The sequence below is a fragment of the Paenibacillus hunanensis genome (assembly GCF_014645615.1).
In the GTDB taxonomy this organism is placed as follows: domain Bacteria; phylum Bacillota; class Bacilli; order Paenibacillales; family Paenibacillaceae; genus Saccharibacillus; species Saccharibacillus hunanensis.
The window spans coordinates 246294-267564 of record NZ_BMMB01000006.1; the positions used below are offsets into that span (position 1 = coordinate 246294).

Annotated in this window: 13 protein-coding genes and 2 riboswitches; of the genes, 6 read left to right on the forward strand and 7 right to left on the reverse strand. The window is 48.1% G+C overall.

The features are described from left to right. Positions 1-164: 164 nt before the first annotated feature. Together IEX62_RS14700 and IEX62_RS14705 are read left to right on the forward strand one after the other, a co-directional pair. Complete coding sequence (locus IEX62_RS14700; protein WP_188776288.1) at positions 165-1157, forward strand: ABC transporter substrate-binding protein; 993 nt, start codon at positions 165-167, stop codon at positions 1155-1157. After that, positions 1154-3202, forward strand: a complete 2049-nt coding sequence (locus IEX62_RS14705; RefSeq protein WP_188776289.1) for an iron ABC transporter permease — start codon at positions 1154-1156, stop codon at positions 3200-3202. Before IEX62_RS14700 ends, IEX62_RS14705 begins: the two co-directional genes overlap by 4 nt. Before the next feature lie 216 nt (positions 3203-3418). Here IEX62_RS14705 and IEX62_RS14710 read toward each other — a convergent pair whose 3' ends face one another. The 3 genes from IEX62_RS14710 to IEX62_RS14720 all read right to left on the reverse strand — a co-directional run bounded on the left by IEX62_RS14710 (position 3419) and on the right by IEX62_RS14720 (position 5465). Next, complete coding sequence (locus IEX62_RS14710) at positions 3419-4423, reverse strand: DMT family transporter (protein ID WP_188776290.1); 1005 nt, start codon at positions 4421-4423, stop codon at positions 3419-3421. A gap of 82 nt (positions 4424-4505) precedes the next feature. After that, a complete protein-coding gene (locus IEX62_RS14715) occupies positions 4506-5207 on the reverse strand; it encodes a response regulator transcription factor (RefSeq protein ID WP_188776291.1) in 702 nt (233 codons plus the stop codon). 24 nt (positions 5208-5231) lie between these two features. Further along, positions 5232-5465 carry a hypothetical protein gene (locus IEX62_RS14720; protein WP_188776292.1) on the reverse strand — a complete coding sequence of 78 codons (234 nt, stop codon included), beginning with the start codon at positions 5463-5465 and terminating at the stop codon, positions 5232-5234. A 320-nt stretch (positions 5466-5785) separates the two neighbouring features. On the opposite strand from IEX62_RS14720, the gene IEX62_RS14725 reads away from it, so the two are divergent. From IEX62_RS14725 to sdaAA, 3 genes are all read left to right on the forward strand, one after another. Continuing rightward, a complete protein-coding gene (locus tag IEX62_RS14725) occupies positions 5786-8593 on the forward strand; it encodes an ATP-binding protein (RefSeq protein WP_188776293.1) in 2808 nt (935 codons plus the stop codon). A 108-nt stretch (positions 8594-8701) separates the two neighbouring features. Then, positions 8702-8812, forward strand: a riboswitch (glycine riboswitch). Positions 8813-8815: 3 nt separating this feature from the next. Next, positions 8816-8896: riboswitch (glycine riboswitch) on the forward strand. A gap of 120 nt (positions 8897-9016) precedes the next feature. After that, complete coding sequence (gene sdaAB / locus IEX62_RS14730; protein WP_188776294.1) at positions 9017-9682, forward strand: L-serine ammonia-lyase, iron-sulfur-dependent subunit beta; 666 nt, start codon at positions 9017-9019, stop codon at positions 9680-9682. Between the two features lie 14 nt (positions 9683-9696). Then, the gene (sdaAA, locus tag IEX62_RS14735; protein WP_188776295.1) at positions 9697-10590 is read left to right on the forward strand and encodes an L-serine ammonia-lyase, iron-sulfur-dependent, subunit alpha; all 894 of its coding nucleotides are present in this window, start codon (positions 9697-9699) and stop codon (positions 10588-10590) included. Positions 10591-10735: 145 nt separating this feature from the next. Here the strand turns inward: sdaAA and IEX62_RS14740 are convergent, their stop codons facing one another. Then, complete coding sequence (locus IEX62_RS14740; protein ID WP_188776296.1) at positions 10736-12823, reverse strand: glycoside hydrolase family 31 protein; 2088 nt, start codon at positions 12821-12823, stop codon at positions 10736-10738. A gap of 172 nt (positions 12824-12995) precedes the next feature. On the opposite strand from IEX62_RS14740, the gene IEX62_RS14745 reads away from it, so the two are divergent. Next, positions 12996-14096 (forward strand): helix-turn-helix domain-containing protein, encoded by a 1101-nt coding sequence (locus IEX62_RS14745; protein WP_188776297.1) that lies wholly within the window; start codon positions 12996-12998, stop codon positions 14094-14096. Positions 14097-14403: 307 nt separating this feature from the next. Here IEX62_RS14745 and IEX62_RS14750 read toward each other — a convergent pair whose 3' ends face one another. The 3 genes from IEX62_RS14750 to IEX62_RS14760 form a co-directional block, all read right to left on the reverse strand. Continuing rightward, positions 14404-15378, reverse strand: coding sequence for a ring-cleaving dioxygenase (locus IEX62_RS14750; protein ID WP_188776450.1), 975 nt, complete (start codon positions 15376-15378; stop codon positions 14404-14406). A 424-nt stretch (positions 15379-15802) separates the two neighbouring features. After that, the gene (locus tag IEX62_RS14755) at positions 15803-18502 is read right to left on the reverse strand and encodes a right-handed parallel beta-helix repeat-containing protein (RefSeq protein WP_188776298.1); all 2700 of its coding nucleotides are present in this window, start codon (positions 18500-18502) and stop codon (positions 15803-15805) included. 446 nt (positions 18503-18948) lie between these two features. Next, positions 18949-21207, reverse strand: coding sequence for a right-handed parallel beta-helix repeat-containing protein (locus IEX62_RS14760; protein WP_188776299.1), 2259 nt, complete (start codon positions 21205-21207; stop codon positions 18949-18951). Positions 21208-21271 lie beyond the last annotated feature (64 nt).

The following is a 21271-nucleotide window of genomic DNA, read 5'->3' on the forward strand; positions in this document are numbered from 1 at the left end:
TTTATACACTTAAATTGGAATAAAAATCAACTTGATACATAAATAGGTCATTCACAGTCTTCTTTTGGCAATTCCGATTGACAAAGTTGCAAATGAACTTCATAATGCTTTATTGATAATGATTATCATTGTCTAACTAAATTTACATAACAGGGAGCGTACATATGAAGAGAGCATGGGGTTATTTTATGCTGCCACTAGCGTTTATGCTAGTACTGGCAGGTTGCGGTACAGCAAGTAATTCAGCACAAAATGGTTCATCTGCAACGACGACAAACGAAAATACAGCATCTCCAATTACATTGAAGGATAGTCATGGCGAGGTGAAGCTGAACCAGCCTGCTAAGCGTGTTATTGTACTGGAGTGGACATTTACTGAGGATCTGATCGCGCTGGGTGTACAGCCGATTGGTAATGCGGACAATGAAGGCTACAAGCAGTGGGTAACCTCTGAAGCGGCGTTGGATGGAAGCGTAACGGATGTAGGTACACGCTCCGAGCCGAATCTGGAAGCGATCGCTGCGCTCAAGCCCGATTTGATCATTAAAACATCGGATAATATCCCGGAAGTCTATGATCAACTTAAAGCAATCGCGCCAACGCTGGAATTCGATATGTATAAAGGCAATGGCTATGACTACGACCGTATGGTAGAGGTATTCAATGAGGTTGCCAAAGCAGTTGGTAAGGAAGATCAGGCGAAGCAGGTGCTGACTGATCTGGATACACACTATGATCAAGCGAAGGAAAAACTGAAGGCAGCAGGCAAGGAAGGTATGCACTATGCACTAACGCAAGCCTTCACTTCACAAAATGCGGCAAGTCTGCGCATGTTCACTGACAATTCGGTTGTAGTCGGTACACTGGACAAGATCGGTATGGTCAATGATTGGAAGTCAGATCAAACGGATAAGTATGGCTTTACGACTGTGGGTATTGAATCCCTGTCCAAGGTTAACGATAGCAGTCTGCTGTATATTGTACAGCCCGATGACGATGTATTCGGCGCACCGATGAAAAATAATTCGGTATGGAATCAGCTGAATTTTGTTAAGGAAAAACGTACGTATCCACTGGATGGTTCGACATGGACGTTTGGTGGCCCGATTTCTTCTAAAGTCCTGGTGGATCAGGTCGTTGGAGCAGTTACCAAATGAGTTCTGTTTTACGAGTTCAATCACAGCAACACTGGCGTGTATTAAGCATTTATGGGGGCGGCATTGCCGCTCTCATCGTGCTTTTTTTTGTAAGCTTATGTTATGGGGAAGCGGAGATTCCACTGCGTACCGTTGTCGCAGCGCTAACCGGGCGTGAGCAGACATTAGAGCACAGTATGGTGTGGGACTTGCGTATGCCACGTACGATGATCGGGATCCTATCGGGTGGAGCGCTTGCTGTAGCAGGTGCGTTATTGCAAACGATCACACGTAATCCGCTGGCGGCATCGGATACGCTAGGTATTAATGCAGGAGCGTATTTTGTCGTTGTGCTTGGGACGGTTCTGTTTCCTTCACTGCTGCATCAATCGCCTTTTCTATTTGCAGCATTGGGCGGCTTGCTGGCGGCAGGGATTGCGTATGTAATGGGTGGTGGACGGACATCGAGTCCAATTCGACTGGCGTTGTCCGGGATGGTCGTATCGATGCTGCTCGGTTCATTTACGAGTGCATTACATATCTTTTTTGCTTTTGAAACGCAGGGGTTATTCCTGTGGGGTTCAGGCTCACTGGTACAGAATGATTGGAGTGGTGTGCATTATGCGTGGCCATGGATCACGGGTATTGCATTGATTGCCCTGCTATTTTCGCGGCAATGGGATGTGCTGGATCTGGATGAATCGACAGCCTCCTCATTGGGACAAAAGGTCGCGCTCACACGCGCTGGCGGTCTGCTGGTTGCGGTACTGCTGGCGGCGATGATCGTCAGCGTCGTGGGGCCGATCGGATTTGTCGGTCTGGTTGTGCCGCATCTTGTGAGATTGAGCGGCCTTCGTGCTCATCGCTGGTTGCTGCCAGCCACCTTTTTATGGGGAGCGGCTCTGCTAACGGGAGCCGATGTGCTTGCCAAAATGGTGCACAACTCCAGTATGGAGCTGCAAACTGGAGCGGTGATGGCGATCATTGGTGCACCGTGGCTGATCTGGCTTGTCATGACACGTATGAAGGCAAGCGGAGCCGCCGCTGCATCATCCATTCAGACAGGGCGAACGCTTCGCCGTGTGCCTTTTCCCGTACTGGCAGCCGTATTTATCGTTCTCACATTGCTTGTAGTGATCGGCAGTACGATGTTTGGTGGGATGCGTATTCCGCCAGCGGAGCTGTTGTCTTCACTGTTTGGCTCGGATGGGTTGTATTCTGCGCTGATCCAGCTACGCATTCCACGTACACTCGTAGCTGCTGGAGCAGGAGCGGCACTGGCGATTAGCGGAACGTTAATTCAATTAGCAGTACGCAATCCGCTGGCTGATGCCTCGATTGTAGGGGTCACATCCGGTGCTGGCTTTGGAGCGATGCTTATTATTATCATGCTGCCCGGGTTGCCCGTCTACTGGATGCCGCTTGCTGCGATGATTGGAGCCGCGGTAGCGGCGGTACTAATCTTTGCGCTCTCATGGAAAAAGGGGCTGAATCCATCGTCTGTTATATTGATGGGGATTGCGATCTCGGCGATTGCTGGCGCAGGGATTCAGATTCTGATTGTACGTGGCGCATTATGGAACAATATGGGCTACATCTGGCTAACAGGTAGTACGTATGCACGTACATGGGAGCAGGTATGGACGATCGGCATCTTTTTATTCATTTTGCTGCCGATTGCCTGGTGGCTGGCAAGACGCTTTGAATTGCTTGTATTTGATGATCAGAGTGCAGGCGGATTCGGATTGTCTGTGCGCCGTACACGTTTGTTATCGATGACGATCGGTGTTTTGCTGGCGGCAGGTGCTGTTGCGTGTGTAGGAACAGTCGGCTTTATTGGCTTGATTGCACCGCATATGGTGCGCCTGCTGACCGGGCATCATTTGCGTCAGTCGATGCTTCTGTCTGCCTTAACCGGTGCGCTGATGCTTGTGCTGGCAGATACGATTGGACGCACGGTCATGGCACCTGCTGAAGTGCCTTCGGGTCTATTGATCGCACTGATCGGTACACCATACTTCCTGTATTTGATGTACCGCTCTAACTGGCATCGACCGCTCAAATGATCGTTCGTTGATGACTGCACCCTCTATGCTCTAACATTCAACAAAAAGCTTCCCAACCGCGAGGATCAGCGGAGAGGGAAGCTTTTTGCTGTGAACGTTTATTTTGCTATAAAACTGAAATGATGTTTTGAATAGGATGTTTTTAAATAGTAGGAAACAATCTACTATCTGCTAATTTCTTTAATACAACAAACGCTCTGAAAACACGCTACATTCCTACTTTTTATCCGCCTGTGTGTGCAGACGCGCAGTGGAGGTGGAAGTGGATGAGGAGGAATCATCGCCAGCTTCATGCTCTGGCGCCATAATATCCGGTGGCACCAGCGTTTTTTCCTTTTCATTACCAAATCGGATAAATACCCAGACCCCGATCAGGATCAATGTGCCGGCTCCTAGCTGTATACCTGTAAGTGCTTCGCCAAGCAGCCAGAAGGCGAGCAGCGATGAAAATACCGGCTCACCAAGCACAGCCATCGATACAGCACCAGCATTCATATATTTGAGCAGCCAGTTGAACAGATAATGTCCGAATAGGGTAGGCACGAGCGCGAGTAGCCAGAATACGCCCCAATCACGGGCTTCATATCCGGTAAATGGAATGCCCTGCGCAATATTGTAGAACGCTAACACGGTTGCCGCCATGAAAAATACCCAGAAGTTATAGACGAGTGCGTCCATATGCGAACGAACCTGCTTGCTAATCAGCATATGTACAGCAACTGCAATCGTACCAAAAAAGGACAGCATATCGCCTTGAAAAGCAGTGCCTGACACGCTAAAGTCACCCCAGCCGATCGCGACCGAGCCAATAACCGCAAGCGCCATTCCGATGATCATATAACGATTCGTCCGTGTTTTGAATAAAAAATACGATCCGATCACAACCATAATCGGCTCCAGTGTCAAAATAACGGTCGAACTGGCAACCGTAGTGAGACGTAGCGAGCCCATCCAGAATAGAAAATGCAGTGCCAGCATCAGTCCTGATAGGGCTAGCATCAGCCAGACACGCGGTGGGATATGGAGCAGCGCACGATAATGTCGCAGCGCTAACGGTAGCAATAACAGATCAGTAAAGTAAAGGCGATACATCGCAATGACCGATACATTAGCATCCGACCAGCGGATAAAGATGGATGAGAAGGAAATGGCGATAATACCGATCACATAGAGGACTTCCAGCGGAATCCAATGCTCACGGGTAGAGATGGTTGATTTCATTCGTTTGCTCTCCTATGTCAGACTGGGGCTATTCATAATACGAGGGTGATCATGGTGATCACCCTGCGCATCGACAGATTTCTTATTCAGCAACCTGTACATATTTATATCCAGTACCCCATACCGTTAAAATATGCTCTGGATTTTTCGGGTCACGCTCGATTTTTTTACGCAGATTAGAAATGTGTACATCGATCGTACGATCCAGGTACGCGCGATCGCCGCCTTTGATCCGATCCATCAGCTCATTGCGCGTAAATACTTTACCCGGTGCATTATGAAGCTCTTTCATAATAGCAAACTCGATCTGCGTCACCTCGACCTCCTGATCATCGACAAACAGGCTATGGCGATAATCATTGACCGAGATCCGATTCTGGGTGTTGCTTGCCGATAGACTATAACCGTTCATCCGATGCAGCTCACTACGCCGGAGCAGTGCCTTGATCCGTGCATCCAGCTCCTTTAAGCTAAATGGCTTGCATAGAAAATCATCTGCACCGTTATCGAGCGCTTTTAGACGTTCATTTAACATCGTATTCGCCGATATCATGAGTACAGGCACCGTCGATTGCTTGCGAATCTCCTGCACCAGCTCACTGCCGCTCAGATCAGGCAGCATCAGGTCGGTCACGATAATGTCAGGGTTGTATTCGTCTAGCAGTGCCAGCGCTTCGACAGCATCATGAATTAGTTTGGTATCGTAGCCTTCTTCCTTGAGGAAAAAGGCGATCATATCGGCTAAGCTTTTCTCATCTTCGATCAATAACACTTTCGTAGGCATTGCTGTCACTCTCCTGTTTGGAAATTAGGGCTGCATCAGCCAACCGCCATCGTATGACGTTGCGATGTTAAAATTACGATAGAAGTAATCTTTTTTCGCCCGGGATGCGAATCTTGGGGTGTCAAAGTGCGACAGGCTCACATGCAACGCAGGAGAATGCTCTTGCGTCTGCGGCAGTCGGTACGTTTTTAGCTTTTCCTCGTTGCCTGGTGCGGCAAGGATACAGACAGGCTTCGCAAACCATGATCGTCTATTCACGCATATGTACATAAGACTAGTGGATGGTTCGATGTCCTGGAGGGAAGCTCTTTATGATTCTCGGATCATGTATTTGCAGGTATAATGAAATTGTCGTATTATCTTAATTCCTTAGTCATTTTGAATCTATACGCCTGCCTGCTGGTAAATACGCATATATTGTACCACTGATAGACGATATGGGGGATATGGAATATTTTTAACAACACAATGAAACCGTCGCTATCGCCGTCTGAACTATTAAGAAATGGGATCAAGTATGCTATGAATGCCGAATCGTTTTGGGTAGCTGCTGTCCGTGAAGGAAAGGGCCGTTGGTTATGAAACACAAATTATTACATTTGTTCCAGTCTCCGTGGATCGGTACAGTCATTCTGATCATCGCGGGAATCATGCTCAACGGATGGGTATTAAACCTTTCGTTTGCGCTTATATTTTTGTTTGGCAGCGCAACGATTTTGATTATTTTACGACTGTATGGTGTTTCGTTTGCCGTGCCTGCCATGCTGCTCATTGATTTGCCCCTACTGTGGTATCATTCGTATACGCAGGCCCTTGTGGTTCACACTTTTGAAATTATATTTGTCGCCATTGGACTACGATATTTTCGGAACAGCATGCTATTAAAGCTAGATATCTTATTCTGGGTCACGATTGCGCTACCGATCTACTATATGATGAACCAGCTGGTGTATCATGTAGAAGTCAATTCTAGCCTAATTTGGTTACTTCTGATTAACCGTCTACTTAATGGTATCGTAAATGCACTGATTGCGTCCACTATTGTCGGTTTTTTGCTCAAGCGTGTGCCGATCGGTAAGCGACCAACCTATATCATTTCGATACGAAGTGTTATTTTTAAATATTTATTAGTGCTGATTATGGCGAGCTCGATTCTGATTTTATTCGTCAATGGTAGCCAGCAATTTCATGATGTCGTCTTTTGGGGCTCTACGAATTTGGAGCGCTCCTCGCGAATCTATATTGATCGGCTAGAGGAGATCAATGAAAATACGGTCAACACACGCAAGCTGATGCAGGAGTATAAGCAGGATTTTACGGTAGATTCTATTTTGCTGAATCCACAGGATCAGGTGCTCGTGTCTACCTTTAGCCAGGGTGAGGATGGGCGCTTTGTGAAGGGTGGAGCGCGATACGAGCAGAACCTATTACTCGATTACTCCAGTGTGAAGGTGTATGAGCAGTATCCGCTTCAAACGAAGTATTTACTGGAGCGCTGGGAGCAGTCTAGCTTTGTGCTGCATACGACCTTACAGAATGGCAATAAGCTAATTATGGTATTGCCTTTTTCATATTATTTGTATCCAATGTATAACTTCTATCTGGAAACGATGATCCGAATGCTAATTATTATCTTTATCGCCGCATTGCTGGCACAGCTGATCAGTCGCACGCTTGCCCGTCCGCTGCAAAAGCTCATTGACGCTTCGGATCATATCTCCAGTCGTCTGGGTGGGAGTGAGCGTGTACGCTGGCCGCAAAGCTACATTTATGAGATTGGTCAGCTCATTCATAATTTCCAGAGCATGGTGGACACGCTGGAAACGCAATTTGTGCAGATTAAGAAGGACAAGGAGCTACTGGAAATTCGCGTGGTCGAGCGTACCTTCGATCTGGCAGAAAGTCAGGCGCAGAAGCGAGCGATTTTGCGGCTTGCAGTGGATGGCATCATTGCCACTGATAGTCAGCTACGCATTACAGAAATGAATCCAGCAGCAGAGCAGATGCTGCAATGTGAGCTGACCGAGGTGACTGGAATGCCATTATCCCAATTTATTCAGATTGACGAGCATTCGGCAGGTGGACAGGGTAGCACGGTGATCGGCAGACGTACAGATGGTAGTACATTCCGTGCGGAGCTGATGCGCAGTGAGATTCTGAATGAAGGTCGAGCGATGCATACGTTCTTTGTCCATGATTTGACCGAGCAGGAGCAGGCGCAGAAAAAGTATAACGAGCATGAGCGTCAGGTGAAGCAATTGACGGATCGTTTGCTAGAAGAGCAGGTTGCAGTAGAGAAGCAGAAGCAAATCACCGGGAATCTGCTGCAAAATGTGCAGGAGGGCATCGTGATCGGGGATGTGCAGGGCAGCATCTTATTTATTAATCCGACGATGCAGATTCTGTTTCAGCTAGAGGATTATACCGAACGCCCGGTATCGGAGCTATTGGAGCAGGTGCAGGCACAACTAGAGCCGGATGCCGTTTCATTATATGATCGTTTACAGCGTTATTTTGACGGGCAGGAGGATTGGGAGCAGGATCATATCATTATAAGCAAGAGCGGTCTGTTATTAAGTGTTCGGATGACACCGCTGGATGATCTACAAACGAATGTGAGTAAGGGCTTTCTGCTCACCTTCCGTGATTGCACTGAGGAACGCCGAATGAAGCAACTGCAAAATGAATTGATTGCGGTCGTATCGCATGAGCTTCGTACCCCCTTATCAGCGATTATGGGCTATATCGAGATGCTATCGATGTATGAGGATATTCCGGCTGATAAGCGGCGTGAGTTTATGAACACGATTCAGTTTGAAGGGACGCGGCTGTCCAGATTGCTGGATGATTTTCTGGATAGTCAGCGTATTGATGCTGGACGTGTCGATTATATGATGGGGCGTATTCGTTTGAATGAGCTGCTACAGGTCGTTTGCTTCCAGTGGGATATTCAGCAGCGCGATCGTCTGCGTCTGACGACACCGGAGCATGAGCTATATATTGTTGGCGATCATAATCGAATGATTCAGGTCATCAGTAATCTGATCGGCAATGCATTGAAGTATTCACCCGGTGACTCGGCAGTAGACATTCGTCTGCTGGAGCAGGAGGGTCGCGTCTTGATTGAGATTGAGGATTATGGCATCGGCATTGCCGAGCAGGATCAACCGCGTATTTTCCAGAAGTTCTTCCGTTCTGGTGTGGCGGAGGCAAGGCGAATCGGTGGCACAGGTCTCGGCTTGTATATTGCCCAGCGAATTATCGATGCGCATCATGGCAGATTAAGCTTTGTGTCTGAGCTTGGAAAGGGCTCTATCTTTACGATTGAATTGCCTGTGGCAGGAGAGCCGGAAGCACCGGAAGCGCATGATCCGATTCGTCCATAGTCTTCGTTTAGCAGTAAGGATTGACAGCTTATAGCCACTGCATTAAGCTAGGAGTGATTGAAAACATGTTCGGGAAACGGCAATGCTCCCGCGCATCATACGACGCGGATGAATAGAGCGGGAGAGTCTGCGGACGAATGTGGTCCGCCACCGAAGGAGCAAGCTGCCGGATGCCAGCCGTCAGTTAATCTCTCAGGTAACAGGAACCGCTTTGGGACGCAACTCTGGAGAGAGCGTAATAGCCACCCAAGGGGTATCGACGAGATTGATTTTCGTCCAAACTCTCAGGTAACGAGGACAGAGCATACAGGCCATGCAGGCTGTATTCTGTCCTTTTTTGGCGCGTGCTTTCAGGCAGGCATTGCCTACGGATAGAACAGCAGCATCTGCTCATACTATGCAGCAGCGGAAAAGGGGAAGCGTATGCGTTTTAAAAATGTATTTAATATTATCGGTCCATCGATGGTTGGCCCATCCAGCTCACATACGGCAGGAGCGGCACGGTTAGGTAGAGCGGCTCGTCAGTTGCTTGGTGAACTGCCAGAGCATGCGGACATTATTTTATATGGTTCTTTTGCAGAAACGTACTGGGGACATGGAACCGATCTGGCGCTGGTAGGCGGTCTGCTGGATTACAGTACAGATGATCCGCGTTTACCTGATGCAGCCGAGATTGCGGATGAACAGGGGATGACGATTCAGTTTGAAAAAGGGTCAGGTAATTACCCGCATCCGAACTTTGTACGTCTGCGGCTAAAATGTGGGGAACAGCAGGCTGAGCTAGCTGGCGCTTCGATCGGGGGCGGCAATATTGAGATTCATGAGCTGAATGGCTTTGATGTGAAAGGCTCAGGTCAGTATCCAACGCTTGTCGTTGAGCATATGGACAGTAAGGGTGTGCTGGCAGATATTACGCGCACGCTTAGTGAGGGTGAACTGAATATCGGCTTTATGGATGTGGATCGCAAATCGCGTAGCGGTGAAGCGATGACCTTGATCGAGCTGGATGGAATACCATCTGCGGCGGTACTGAAGCAGATTGAAGCATTAACTCATGTGACACGCGCCGTTGTGATTGATCTGGATTAGAAAGGAGGGATACGATGCAATTTCGTACATTACAGGATATTGTTCGTTTATGTGAAGAAAGACAATGCTCGATTGCAGAGCTGATGATCGTGGAGCAGGTCAAGGAAACCGGTGTATCGCGAGAGCAGGTTGTCGAGCAGATGACCTCGTATTATGAGGTGATGAAGGAAGCGGTGCATCGTGGTATTCATGAGGATACCGTATCACGCAGCAGCTTGACGGGTGGCGATGCGCGCCGTGTGTATGATTATCTGAATGGAGGCGAGACCGCCGCAGGCAGTCATTCTACACGTGCGATGTCGTATGCACTGGCAGTATCGGAGGTGAATGCGTCGATGGGACGGATTATCGCTACGCCAACAGCAGGCTCGTGTGGGATCATTCCAGGTGTGTTCGTAAGTACACAGGAGCGATTCAGCTGGAGCGATGAGCAGATGGTGCTCGGTCTGTTCGCAGCCGGTGCAATCGGCTACGTGATTGCCAACAATTCCTCGATCTCTGGAGCTGAAGGTGGGTGTCAGGCAGAGGTGGGCTCTGCGATTGGGATGGCGGCAGGTGCAGTGGTTGAGCTGCGTGACGGTACCCCGCAGCAGGCGATGCATGCGGTAGGTCTTGCACTCAAAAACACATTGGGTCTGATCTGTGATCCGGTTGCTGGTCTGGTAGAGATTCCATGTATCGTCCGTAACGGATTAGGTGCAGTGAATGCACTGGCCGCCGCTGATATGGCGCTAGCAGGAGTGCGTAGCGCAATTCCATCGGATGAGGTCGTTGATGTGATGCTACAGGTGGGTCGCACGATGCCAAGTGAGCATCGCGAGACAGCACGTGGTGGTCTTGCCCAGACACCAACCGGACGTAAAATCACGGAGGAGCTTCGCCGTCGACGTGAGAATCAGGGTAGCTAAGTAAAGGATCGGTATATCGATATGCAAAAGGGACTGTCTGCGGACAGTCCCTTTTTTGTGCGGTGCTGGGATTTCACATATATACCGTAGCGTAGCTGAGATCAATTAATTAATGAAGCCGTACTGCTGTAAGCTTTCTTTCATTTTAATACCCTGCCGATTGCAGTGATGTCAGTGTATCGCTGAATGCCTGACGCCACGCAGCCGCTTCAGACTGACGAATATAGACAGGGGTAATGTGAAGCGGCGCTTCGGCGGTAATCGTCTGTCCACCCGTATGCACGGTGCCACTCCATGCATCTGTCCAATCTGTTCCTTTCGGCAAATAAACCGAGCGTGTACGCTGATCCTGCTCCAGAATAGGTGCAACCAGTAGATGTGGCCCGAACATATACGTATCCTCTACGAGCCATGAAGCCGCATCATGTGGGAAGTCATAAAATAATGGTCGGATGACGGGTGATCCCTTCTCATGAGCATCCTGCATTCGTTCCGTAATATACGGACGCAGTGCTTCACGTAGCTGCATATAACGGCTCAAAATACCATACGCCTCCTCACCAAAGCTCCATACTTCATTATCCGCACCGCTAAAGCACATTCCACCTCCGCTGGGGCCAATTGGGCCGGATTGTGGATGACGATCACCGTGTAAACGGAACACCGGACAAAATACACCAAACTGGAACCAGCGAATGAGACATTCACGGAAGGATGGATTGGCTGGATCGCCGCCATGAAAGCCACCAATATCGGTCGTCCACCACGGAATACCCGCGATCCCCATATTCAATCCAATCGCCAGCTGATTCCGCATCGAAGCAAAGCTGGAATCGATATCGCCTGACCAGACGAGTGCGCCGTATCGCTGACTGCCTGCCCATGCTGCGCGCACGAGGTTGATGATCTGCTCCTGGTTTTCCGATTTCATCCCATCGTAAAAGGTTTGGGAATACATCGCCGGATACTTGTTACCAACCTGCAAATTACTGCCTTCGTAATAACGATAATTATCAAAATCATACACCGTATACTCGGGCTCCGCCTCATCCAGCCAGAAGATCCGAATGCCTTTGTCGTAATAGTTCTGCTTCACCTTGTCCCACACATAGGCACGCGCCTTCGGATTGGTGGCATCAAAGAAAACAGTGCTACCGTAAAATTCCATCGTCACATAGACACCACGCTCGGTACGCACAAGCAAGCCCTGCTCACGCATCTCGTCAAAGTTCTCGCTCGTCTTATCAATGGTAGGCCATACCGATACCATGAGCTCGATGCCCATATCCTTGAGCTCACGTACCATCCCTTCTGGATCAGGCCAGTATTCGGGATCAAAGCGGAAGTCGCCTTGCTTGGTCCAATGAAAAAAGTCGACTACAATCACATCGATCGGCAGCTCGCGTCGTTTGTACTCGCGTGCGATATGTAGCAGCTCCTCCTGTGTGCGGTAGCGGAGCTTACATTGCCAGAAGCCCATTCCGTAATCCGGCATCATCGGCACCTTCCCGGTGGCATCAGCATAGCGCTCCACGATAGCAGCAGGAGTATCGCCTGCGGTAATCCAGTAATCTAATTGCTTGGTCGAGAGAGCGTGCCATTCCGTACGATTTTTACCAAAGGTCACTTCGCCAATCGCTGGATTATTCCATAGAAATCCGTAGCCCCGACTGGATAGTGCAAAGGGAACGCTTGCCTGTGAATTACGATGAGCTAGCTCCAGCGTACAATGCTTCACATTTAAAATATCCTGCTGATATTGTCCCATCCCATAGATACGTTCATCATCAGCCGCTTCAAAGCGCATCGTCAGACTGTAGTCGCCTCCAACGAGCGGCTTGAATTCGCGAGCAGCAATGCGTAGCGCACTGTTAAAATGAGTACGACTGCGAAAATGAGTCTCTTCGTCCGTTTCCTTCGGTGTCGACTGATGCGAGCGATTATATTCCTCCAGCAAAATCTCACCCTCACGATTCAAAAAGGTCAGCTTACCGTTCGGATCAAGCACCGCTGTAATATTGCCGTTGGTCAAATAGGCAAAGCCGCTCGGCTTCACTCGCACGTTTGCCGTGGATACTTCCTCTGTGGGCAGATCCAGCAGTGCCCCAGCCTCAGCCTGTAGCTGAGGATACATCGTAGAGCGCACACGAATACTATCCTGTAGCCAGGGCTCGACGACCAGATACTCATTTGCATATTCAAAGATCAAACGGTTCGATTCAGCATGGATCATAGATAAGCCTCCTGTTAGTTGCCGCAAAGTGGTCAATAGTGTGGGTATAGAATCATTTAAATGTACAAAACGAATACGTCCAGCAGGAATAGACATGAATATAGAGAAAGTATAAAGCGTTTACATAGTTGTCAAAACCGTTAAAATCGTAATCCTGGTGGTGAAAAACGATATGAACATATGGAAAGCTAAAGTATCTCAGCCTGTATCGTATTTTAAATGCGGTCAATTCGTCTGTGAGGATCAGTGGTATCATGAACGACTACGATTGGAACAGGATTATGAGGTCATTATCGGCATTCGTGGCTATCTGCATATTCAAGTGGAGGAGCAGCGCTATACGGTCGGGCCGGGAGAGGTATTATTTTATCAGCCCGGTCAGCTTCATTATGGCTTCGCTCCTTCTGAGGAAGGGAGTTCATTTTACTGGCTACATTTCTTTTATGATGGTGGAGAGAATATGGAGGTGCAGGAGGTGTTTGAGCTACTGGATCGGCAGCAAGGGGCTGCAAAAGAAGTGGCGGCAGGCGAGAACGAGAAGATACGAAGGGCAATAAATGTAACAACGCCGACAAATATAAACAACTCGACAAGGGCGATAGAAACAGTAGAAGCGTTAGGGGCTAACTCCCATACAAGCCAAATACAGCCGCTGGCAGATAGTGTGCTGCTGCCGCCCTTCTTCAAGCTGGTTCAGCCAGATAAGGTATATGTGCAATGTCAGCAGCTACTCGATATCGCTCATTCGGACTACTATAGTCATCTGGCGGCGGATTATATGACGACCAGTCTGCTGATCGAGCTAACGAGGCAATTTATCGGTAGTCTATCCGAACGAACACAGGCAAATACTGTTGATCGACGGTTTCGGCAATTGCTGGAATGGATTCGTCTTCGTATTATGAACAATCCCAGCGTGCAGGATGTGGCTGTTCAGTTTGGCTGTACGCCGGATCATCTGACCCGTCAATTTCGCAAAAAGCTCGGTATGAGCACATTACGCTATATGAATACCGTCAAAATCGAGCGTGCCAAGGAGCTATTGCTGCATTCAGATGCAAGCATCAAGCAGATCGCATATATGCTTCATTTTCAGGATGATAAATACTTTATGAAGCTGTTCAAGCAGCAGGAGGGTCTTACGCCCAGCCAGTATCGAGATGCGTATCCTAATACGTATATGAACACCAACTCGCTTGACCCGGATATTTCATTACCCGCCCATCTGGCGGATAAAAATCCAACATACAAAGGCAGTCGTCCTTATGGATAACAAGAAACGAGATGATTTAAGAAACAAGGCTATTTAAGAAACAAGAATATTCGGATCATACGATTAGATAAAGCCATTAAGCGAACCTAGGTAGCAACTACTGTTATACAGAGGCTGCTTAGGTTCAACATGCAAAAGCGATGACTTACGCGCTTTACAGATCGGCGCCATTCTTGGCAATGGATTGTTAATCTGTTTTACCTTTTTCAATGAATAACTAGAGCATGGAGTGGAACATACCAAAATCCCCTTCACTCCGCAGAATGAAGGGGATCAGCAATCATATTATATTCGTTACTCGCAATGATTAATCGTTCAACACCAGTGGACGAAGCTTCGCTTCGATATCTGCACGGCGTCCTTCCAGAAATGGTGGCAGAGATAGGGTTTCGCCGAGTGAATCCATCGATTCATCCACATCGAATCCCGGTGTGTCGGTCGATAGCTCAAACAAAATGCCGTTCGGCTCACGGAAGTACAGAGCGCGGAAGTAGTGACGATCGACTTTACCCGAGTTTGGAATACCAAGTCCAGTCAGGCGATTTGCCCATACGTCATATTCTGCTTCGTTCGGAACACGGAAAGCGACATGGTGCACGCCGCCACGACCTAGACGTGCTACAGGTAGCTCTGGACGCGTCTCGATATGCACCTCAGCACCTGCGCCACCTTCACCAGTCGCATAGACCTCGATATCGGCATGCTGCTCACCAGCAAGCGATGGATACGAGCCGACGCGACGGAAGCCAAGCACCTCTGTCAGAATCATCACGGTAGCGTCTGGCTTTGCGACTGTTAATGTGACAGGGCCCAGTCCAAGAATACCGTATTCAACTGGAACATCGGAGCCATTCCAGGCTGTACCGGGTGCAACACCCTGTTCATTATTATCTGCAACAAGAATAATACGGGTACCTTCAAAATCCTGAAAAGCGAGCGTATCACGACCAGCGCGTTGCTTGATCTCTTCATGGCTCACATTCAGCTCGTCAAAGCGATCCGACCAGTATTGTAGTGCTGCTGTGCTCGCAACACGAAGCGAGGACGCGGAGATGCTGGATACGCCCGGATAGCTTGGGCCGATATGCGGAATATCGAAAAAGGTCAGCTCTGTACCGGGAGAAGCGACCGCATCACCATAGAACAGGTGATAGGAGGTGGTATCATCCTGATTAACGCCCTTTTTCACAAGACGCATACCGAGCACTTTAGTATAAAATTCGAAGTTTTTCTCTGCTTTGCCAGTCATAATCGATACATGGTGAATACCTTTGAGTTCCATCATTATCATCCTTTCGGAAATAAAATGCTTCATATTCTTTTATCAGATATACATAACGTTCATTCACATTTAAACAGTAGATACGATATTTTGAAGTATTAAATCTTTAATTTAAGATAATTATAACATAGTCATTATAAAATGCAATAGTTAGTGTTAAAAGTATAGTAACATTCTTCTTCCATATCATAAAATCAAGCTTTGCTCGGACACGAAGGACAAGATGAGTCTACTGATCTTGTCGAGGTAGCTGTTTTGCACAACGATGTATGAAACCTGCTATAGATTCTTTGGGTGAGCATAGAAGAGGGAGAATGACATACCAAAATCCCCTGTCTGTAAAGGTAGACAGGGGATTTGAAATAAACGGTATAATCGCATATAAGCAAGTTCCTAATGCTAGGCTGTTACATCGATCGTCCTCTTAATGATTGGACAGACCGCGTGTTTCTTCGCGTGTGAGTACCCGCGTGCGGAATTCATCCTTTTGTAAGCCAATTTTCGGGAAGACTTCATTCAGATCAGGGAACTTCGCCAAAATTTTGGCATTGTCGGTTCGCAGATCCATTTTGCTATAGTCATAGAAGTCTGCATCGCTAACACTATTAATCGAATCGTTATTAGCTACCTTCACATCGCCAACCTTAGGTACAACGACATCCGGTGTATTCACCAGCATATTGTCTGTCATTTTCGTACCATTCGGATATTCAGGGTGCCAGCTTGGGTCCAGAATGCTACCCCACAGGTCATGATCATAGCCATACGTATCCTGTAGCACTTTGCCGTAATTTGCCCACGGATTGCTCGTTGGATTCATTTCGCGTAGCTGATCTGCGAAAATACTGTTCACACCATGACTTTTGCTATCTCCACGCTGGTCGACCTGAATCATATTGGAATCGATCACCAGATTGTTGGTCGCAATATTATCATGACCATTTAGCAAAATTCCTTTGGTGGAGCCTTGAATAATATTGTAATGATAGTTGTCGCCACTATCCGCACCATCGGAATAGAAGCCGTTGGAGCGCTTGTTATGGTGGATAAAGTTATAACGCAGCACATTACCATACGATGCCCAGTCCTGAGCGGTATAGAATGCACCGGTATCACCTTCGATCAAGGAAGTATTATGCACTTCATTATATTCAAAGGTCAGATTATTGCTGTACACATAGCGTACCGCATCCTTGGGCACATCATGGAGCAGGTTGTGATCAAAAAGAATACCTACCGAGTCACGCACCAGAATCGGCTCCAGATGCGTAAGCTCACCCACATTATGAATATGGTTGTTGGTCACACGGCTGTTCGCTGGCGTTAGCTTTTTACGATCACCTGCACTATTCATACTAATACCAAAGCCGCCTGTTTCGTAAATATCATTGCTCTGGAACAGATTATTTTTGCCGCCTACATCGAGTACACCGCCGTTACCCAGATTGCGCAGCGTATTACCGGCGAGTGTAACATGGTCGGTGTTCTTCAGCTCGATACCGTTACCCATGCTGCCCTCGATCGTAAAGCCAAGGAGCTGCACATTCGATACGTTGTTAAGGGAAACGACTGGAGTTTCGTTATCTGCGATAATCATGTTCAAATCTTTGAGATTGCCCTTTGGATAGTAGTACAGCTTTTTATCTTTAAAATCGAGGGCCCATTCGCCCGGTTGATCGATCTCGTCCAGATAATTGAGCGCCTGCCATTCCTCTGTACCTGTACCGATGCGATACGGTGCACGTATTTTAGCGAGATAACCGGAATCGTACACATCCTCACTAACGGAACTGGTAGAGCTGTACACGTCATCCTGTACGGAGTCGTATGCATCTTTCGTAACCGATGGATTGGTGCTGGACTCTTCCATAGCTTCGGTTTTAGAAGAGGAGGTACTGGATACCTCTGCGCCTTTATCGGTTAATTTGACGGGCGTATTGTCCTCGACATCCTTTTCAGGGGAGGAAGGCTTCGTTTCCAGCAGGGAATCATCGCTCTGTTCTTCCTTGAGCGTCATCGTCTGTGCAGCACCGCCATCCTTATACACAAGATAGGATTTACTGGATGTATCGTTATCATGCAGTGCATCGTCCTCAGAAGCAGGTGTCGTCTGCGCAGTTAACGATTGATCCGTTTGTCCTGACTTGGCTGCGCTCGTGCTGGAGCGATAATCCTCGACCGCTTTACTCCATTTCGAGCCCATACCGCCATCAGGAATGTCCTTGAGTGTGATCACATGATGCTTGGTATCCACATCCTGAACTGAACTTGTGATCGGACTCCATACCGTGCGCCAGAAGCCTTTCAGGTATAGAGGGTGCCCTGATTCCAGGGACTTTTTCCAGCGTTCAGCGCGATTGGTACCATCCAGATCAAGCGTATCGGTCGTATCTCCATTTTCCGGAATCCCACCTTCGCCGTAATAAAAGGACTTGGCATCGGCAGAGCCATTCGCTGTCGTCCAGCCTTTACGGTGCTTGTTCACAGACTCGTCTGGATTGGGCCATTGCGAGATCGGCTGACGTACACCGTCTGCGATCAGATCAATAATGCCCCATTGCTCGGTGAAGGATGTACCTCCTGCAAAATGATGAATATGCTGCAAGCCCAGCTTTTGCACATCCAGCTCGTATAGATCACTCGCCTTCACATCAGGATGAACGCGGGCAGCGGCATCCTTACTCAGCGGTTTCCAATCCGATGTATTAATATGCACGCCATTGGTCAGTGTCACCTGCTCGCCTGAATACGAACGATAGATGATCGGTTTATCTGCTGCGCCTGAATCCTGTGCAGTTAGCTCGAAGTTAGACAGCTCATATTCGCCGCCCTTTACCCATACCGTTACACCACCAGCAGGTAAGTCATCATGTAGCGCACGAATCGCATCACGCGCAGCGGTTAGTGTAGCGAAGGGCTTGCTTTTGCTGCCATCACCACTACTATCGCTAGCCGAAGCATCCACATACAGATTCAGCCCGGTCTTGACGGTGGCTCCGCTATCCAGTGTGACCACTTCACGGTTGTTCACCTGATCGGCAGCCGCATAAGGGGCAGGCTGAATCAGTGTCGTGCCAAGTGCTACGATCGTAGTCAGTGATATCATTTTTTGCAGCTTATTCATACGTATGATTTCCCTCCATTCTCTGTACATGCAAGTTGCCCGGGATGTGTTCAACCGGTCATTTTACAAGCTCATGCCATGATATGGCGAAACGTTAACTCACCTCCTTCACAAAGTTATCTAGCAAGCAGTTGTTTGAAGCCACTGTCAGGCTAACCGCTCCTTTAATACGCTTTACCGACTCATCGGTAAGGAGTATATGCCGTATCATAAATTATTTTGAAAAAATTAGCAAAAGTAAACTTAATTAAATAATAATTGTAAAATATGTTTCATAATATTCATTCATTGGTTGCTTTTTTGTAACTATTTCAGCATAGCCTGCAAAAGTTTGTCAAGTTTGGGTGAAAAAAGGGCTATCTCGCTCCTGCAAAAGATATACATTGCAGGTAGCAGCAGATAGCCCTTTTTTGCCACATTAAAGATATACATCGTCTAACAGACCTTTAATTGCTCGTACTTGCATGATTGCGAAGTGCATCATATTCATTGCGCTTGAGTGGCTGTACACGATACGGGTCTTTATACAGACCGATTTCAGTAATAACGCGATTGAGTGAAGGGAACTTCTTCAGAATCGCATTATTATTGGTACGCAGATCCAGATTGCTGTAATTGTAAAAGCCTGCTGCCTGGATCGTTTTGATCGTCGTATTGCCTGTAGCAGACGTGTCGCCCTTTTTCGGTAGAGCGATCGTCGCTTGTCCGATAATCACATTATTATTAAGCTTGCTGCCGTTAGGGTATTGTGGCTTCCAGCCAGCACTTAGCACATGACTCCATAGATTGCCGGTTAAGCCATATTGCTTGGCAAGCTGTTCTCCATACGTTTTCCATGCACCGGACATCGGGTTCAGAGCGCGTAGACGCTTGGCGTATTCGCTGTTTAGCCCGTAGTTCAGCGAGCTGGAGCGATCGTTAATTTCCATCGTACCGATATTAATGAGCAGATTGCCTGTGGCCACATTATGATGCCCATTTTCGATAATAAAAGCGCGCTTCGTATCCTGAATAATATTGTTCTGATACGTATTGCCGCTACTACCGCCATCGGCGTAAAAGCCGTTTGAGCGCTGATTGTGGTGAATCAGATTGTAGCGCAGTACATTGCCATATGAGCCCCAATCCTGTGCAGTATAAAAGGCTCCGGTATCCCCTTCGACCAGCCCGGTATTATGCACTTCATTGTATTCAAACAGCAGCTTATTGCTAAATGTATATCGAATCGCATCCTTTGGTACATCATGCAGCAGATTATGATCGATTCGCATGCCAACCGATTCGCGAATGATCAACGGCTCCAGATGGATAAGGATGCCTGTATTATAGATATGATTATTCGTAATCCGGGTGTTGGATGATTCCAGCTTCGCGCGATTGCCCGCATTACTTACACTGATGCCAAAGCTACCGGTATCATAAATATCATTACTTTGAATCATATTTTGCGAGCCACCGATATCGGTAATGCCGCCATTACTCACATTACGTATCGTCAATCCAGCAAGTGTAATATGATTGGTGTTTTGCATGGTGATGCCATTGCCCATCCCATTTTTAAATTCAAAGCCAATCAGCTTCATGTAAGAGGCACCGTTAATTCGCACGATTGGATCGGTATTGTCAGCGATCACGGTTTGCGACTGATTTAATGGGCGAGAAGGGTAGTAATACAGCTTGCCATCCTTGAAGTCGAGCGCCCATTCCCCCGGCTGATCAATCTCCTCCAGTAGATTCAATAGTCTCCATTCTTCACTACCATCTCCAACACGATACGGATTATGGTTCGTCGCATCTTCAGCAAAGGCACTGAATTTGGATCCGATCCCGCCTTTTGGTGTTTTGGATAGCTCGATCGAGCGCGAGGCGGCTTGAATCTGCTGAATACGAATCGTCACCGGACTCCATACAGTACGCCAGAAGCCCTGCAAATACACATCATGCCCGCTTTTGATCGCCTGTTCCCAGCGCATCATTCGGCTGGCAGCACCTGTGTTTTGGCTTTGCTTCGGATCATAGAAGAAGGAGCGTGCATTCAAAATGCCGGATGCGACCGCCCAGCCGGGTCGTGTACCCTGGCTCGCATCATCGCGATTCGGCCATTGCGAGATCGGCTGCATCGTATCATTCACAATCAGCTGTAAAATGCCCCACTGCTCGGTAAACGAATCACCGCCAGTAAAGCCGTTAATATTGCGGAAGCCGAGCTTGCGCACATCCAGCTCTACAAGCTGATCCGGCTTAATCGCGGGATTCACACGACTGCGTGCCTGTGCATCGAGTGGCTGCCAATCGGCTGGATTGACCGTTTTTCCGTTGGTCAGACTGACCTTTTCACCTGAAAACGAGCGATAGATGATGGGTGAGCTGGCTGTGCCGGAATCTGCTGCTGTCCATTCCAGCGTAGAGGCAAGAGTGTATTCGCCACCTTTGACCCAGACCGTAATCCCACCCTGAGGCAGAGGACGCTGTAGCTCACGAATATAATCACGTGCTGCTTCAATCGTCGTAAACGGGTGCTGCTTGCTGCCATTTTGCCCATTTGCAGTAGCGGCACCATCCACGTATACATTGACTGGCGTTTGCGGATCAGGGCCGCTATCGAGTGAGCCGAGTCGACTATCCGACCATCCAAAACGCCAGAGTGGAAATGTCAGCAACAGAACCAGACCGGCTGCCAGTAGGATATAGCGAATATTTTTCACCTCTAATGCCTGACCTCCCTACATCGTTGTGTACATCCAGTATAGGAAGGACGAAGTAGAAGTG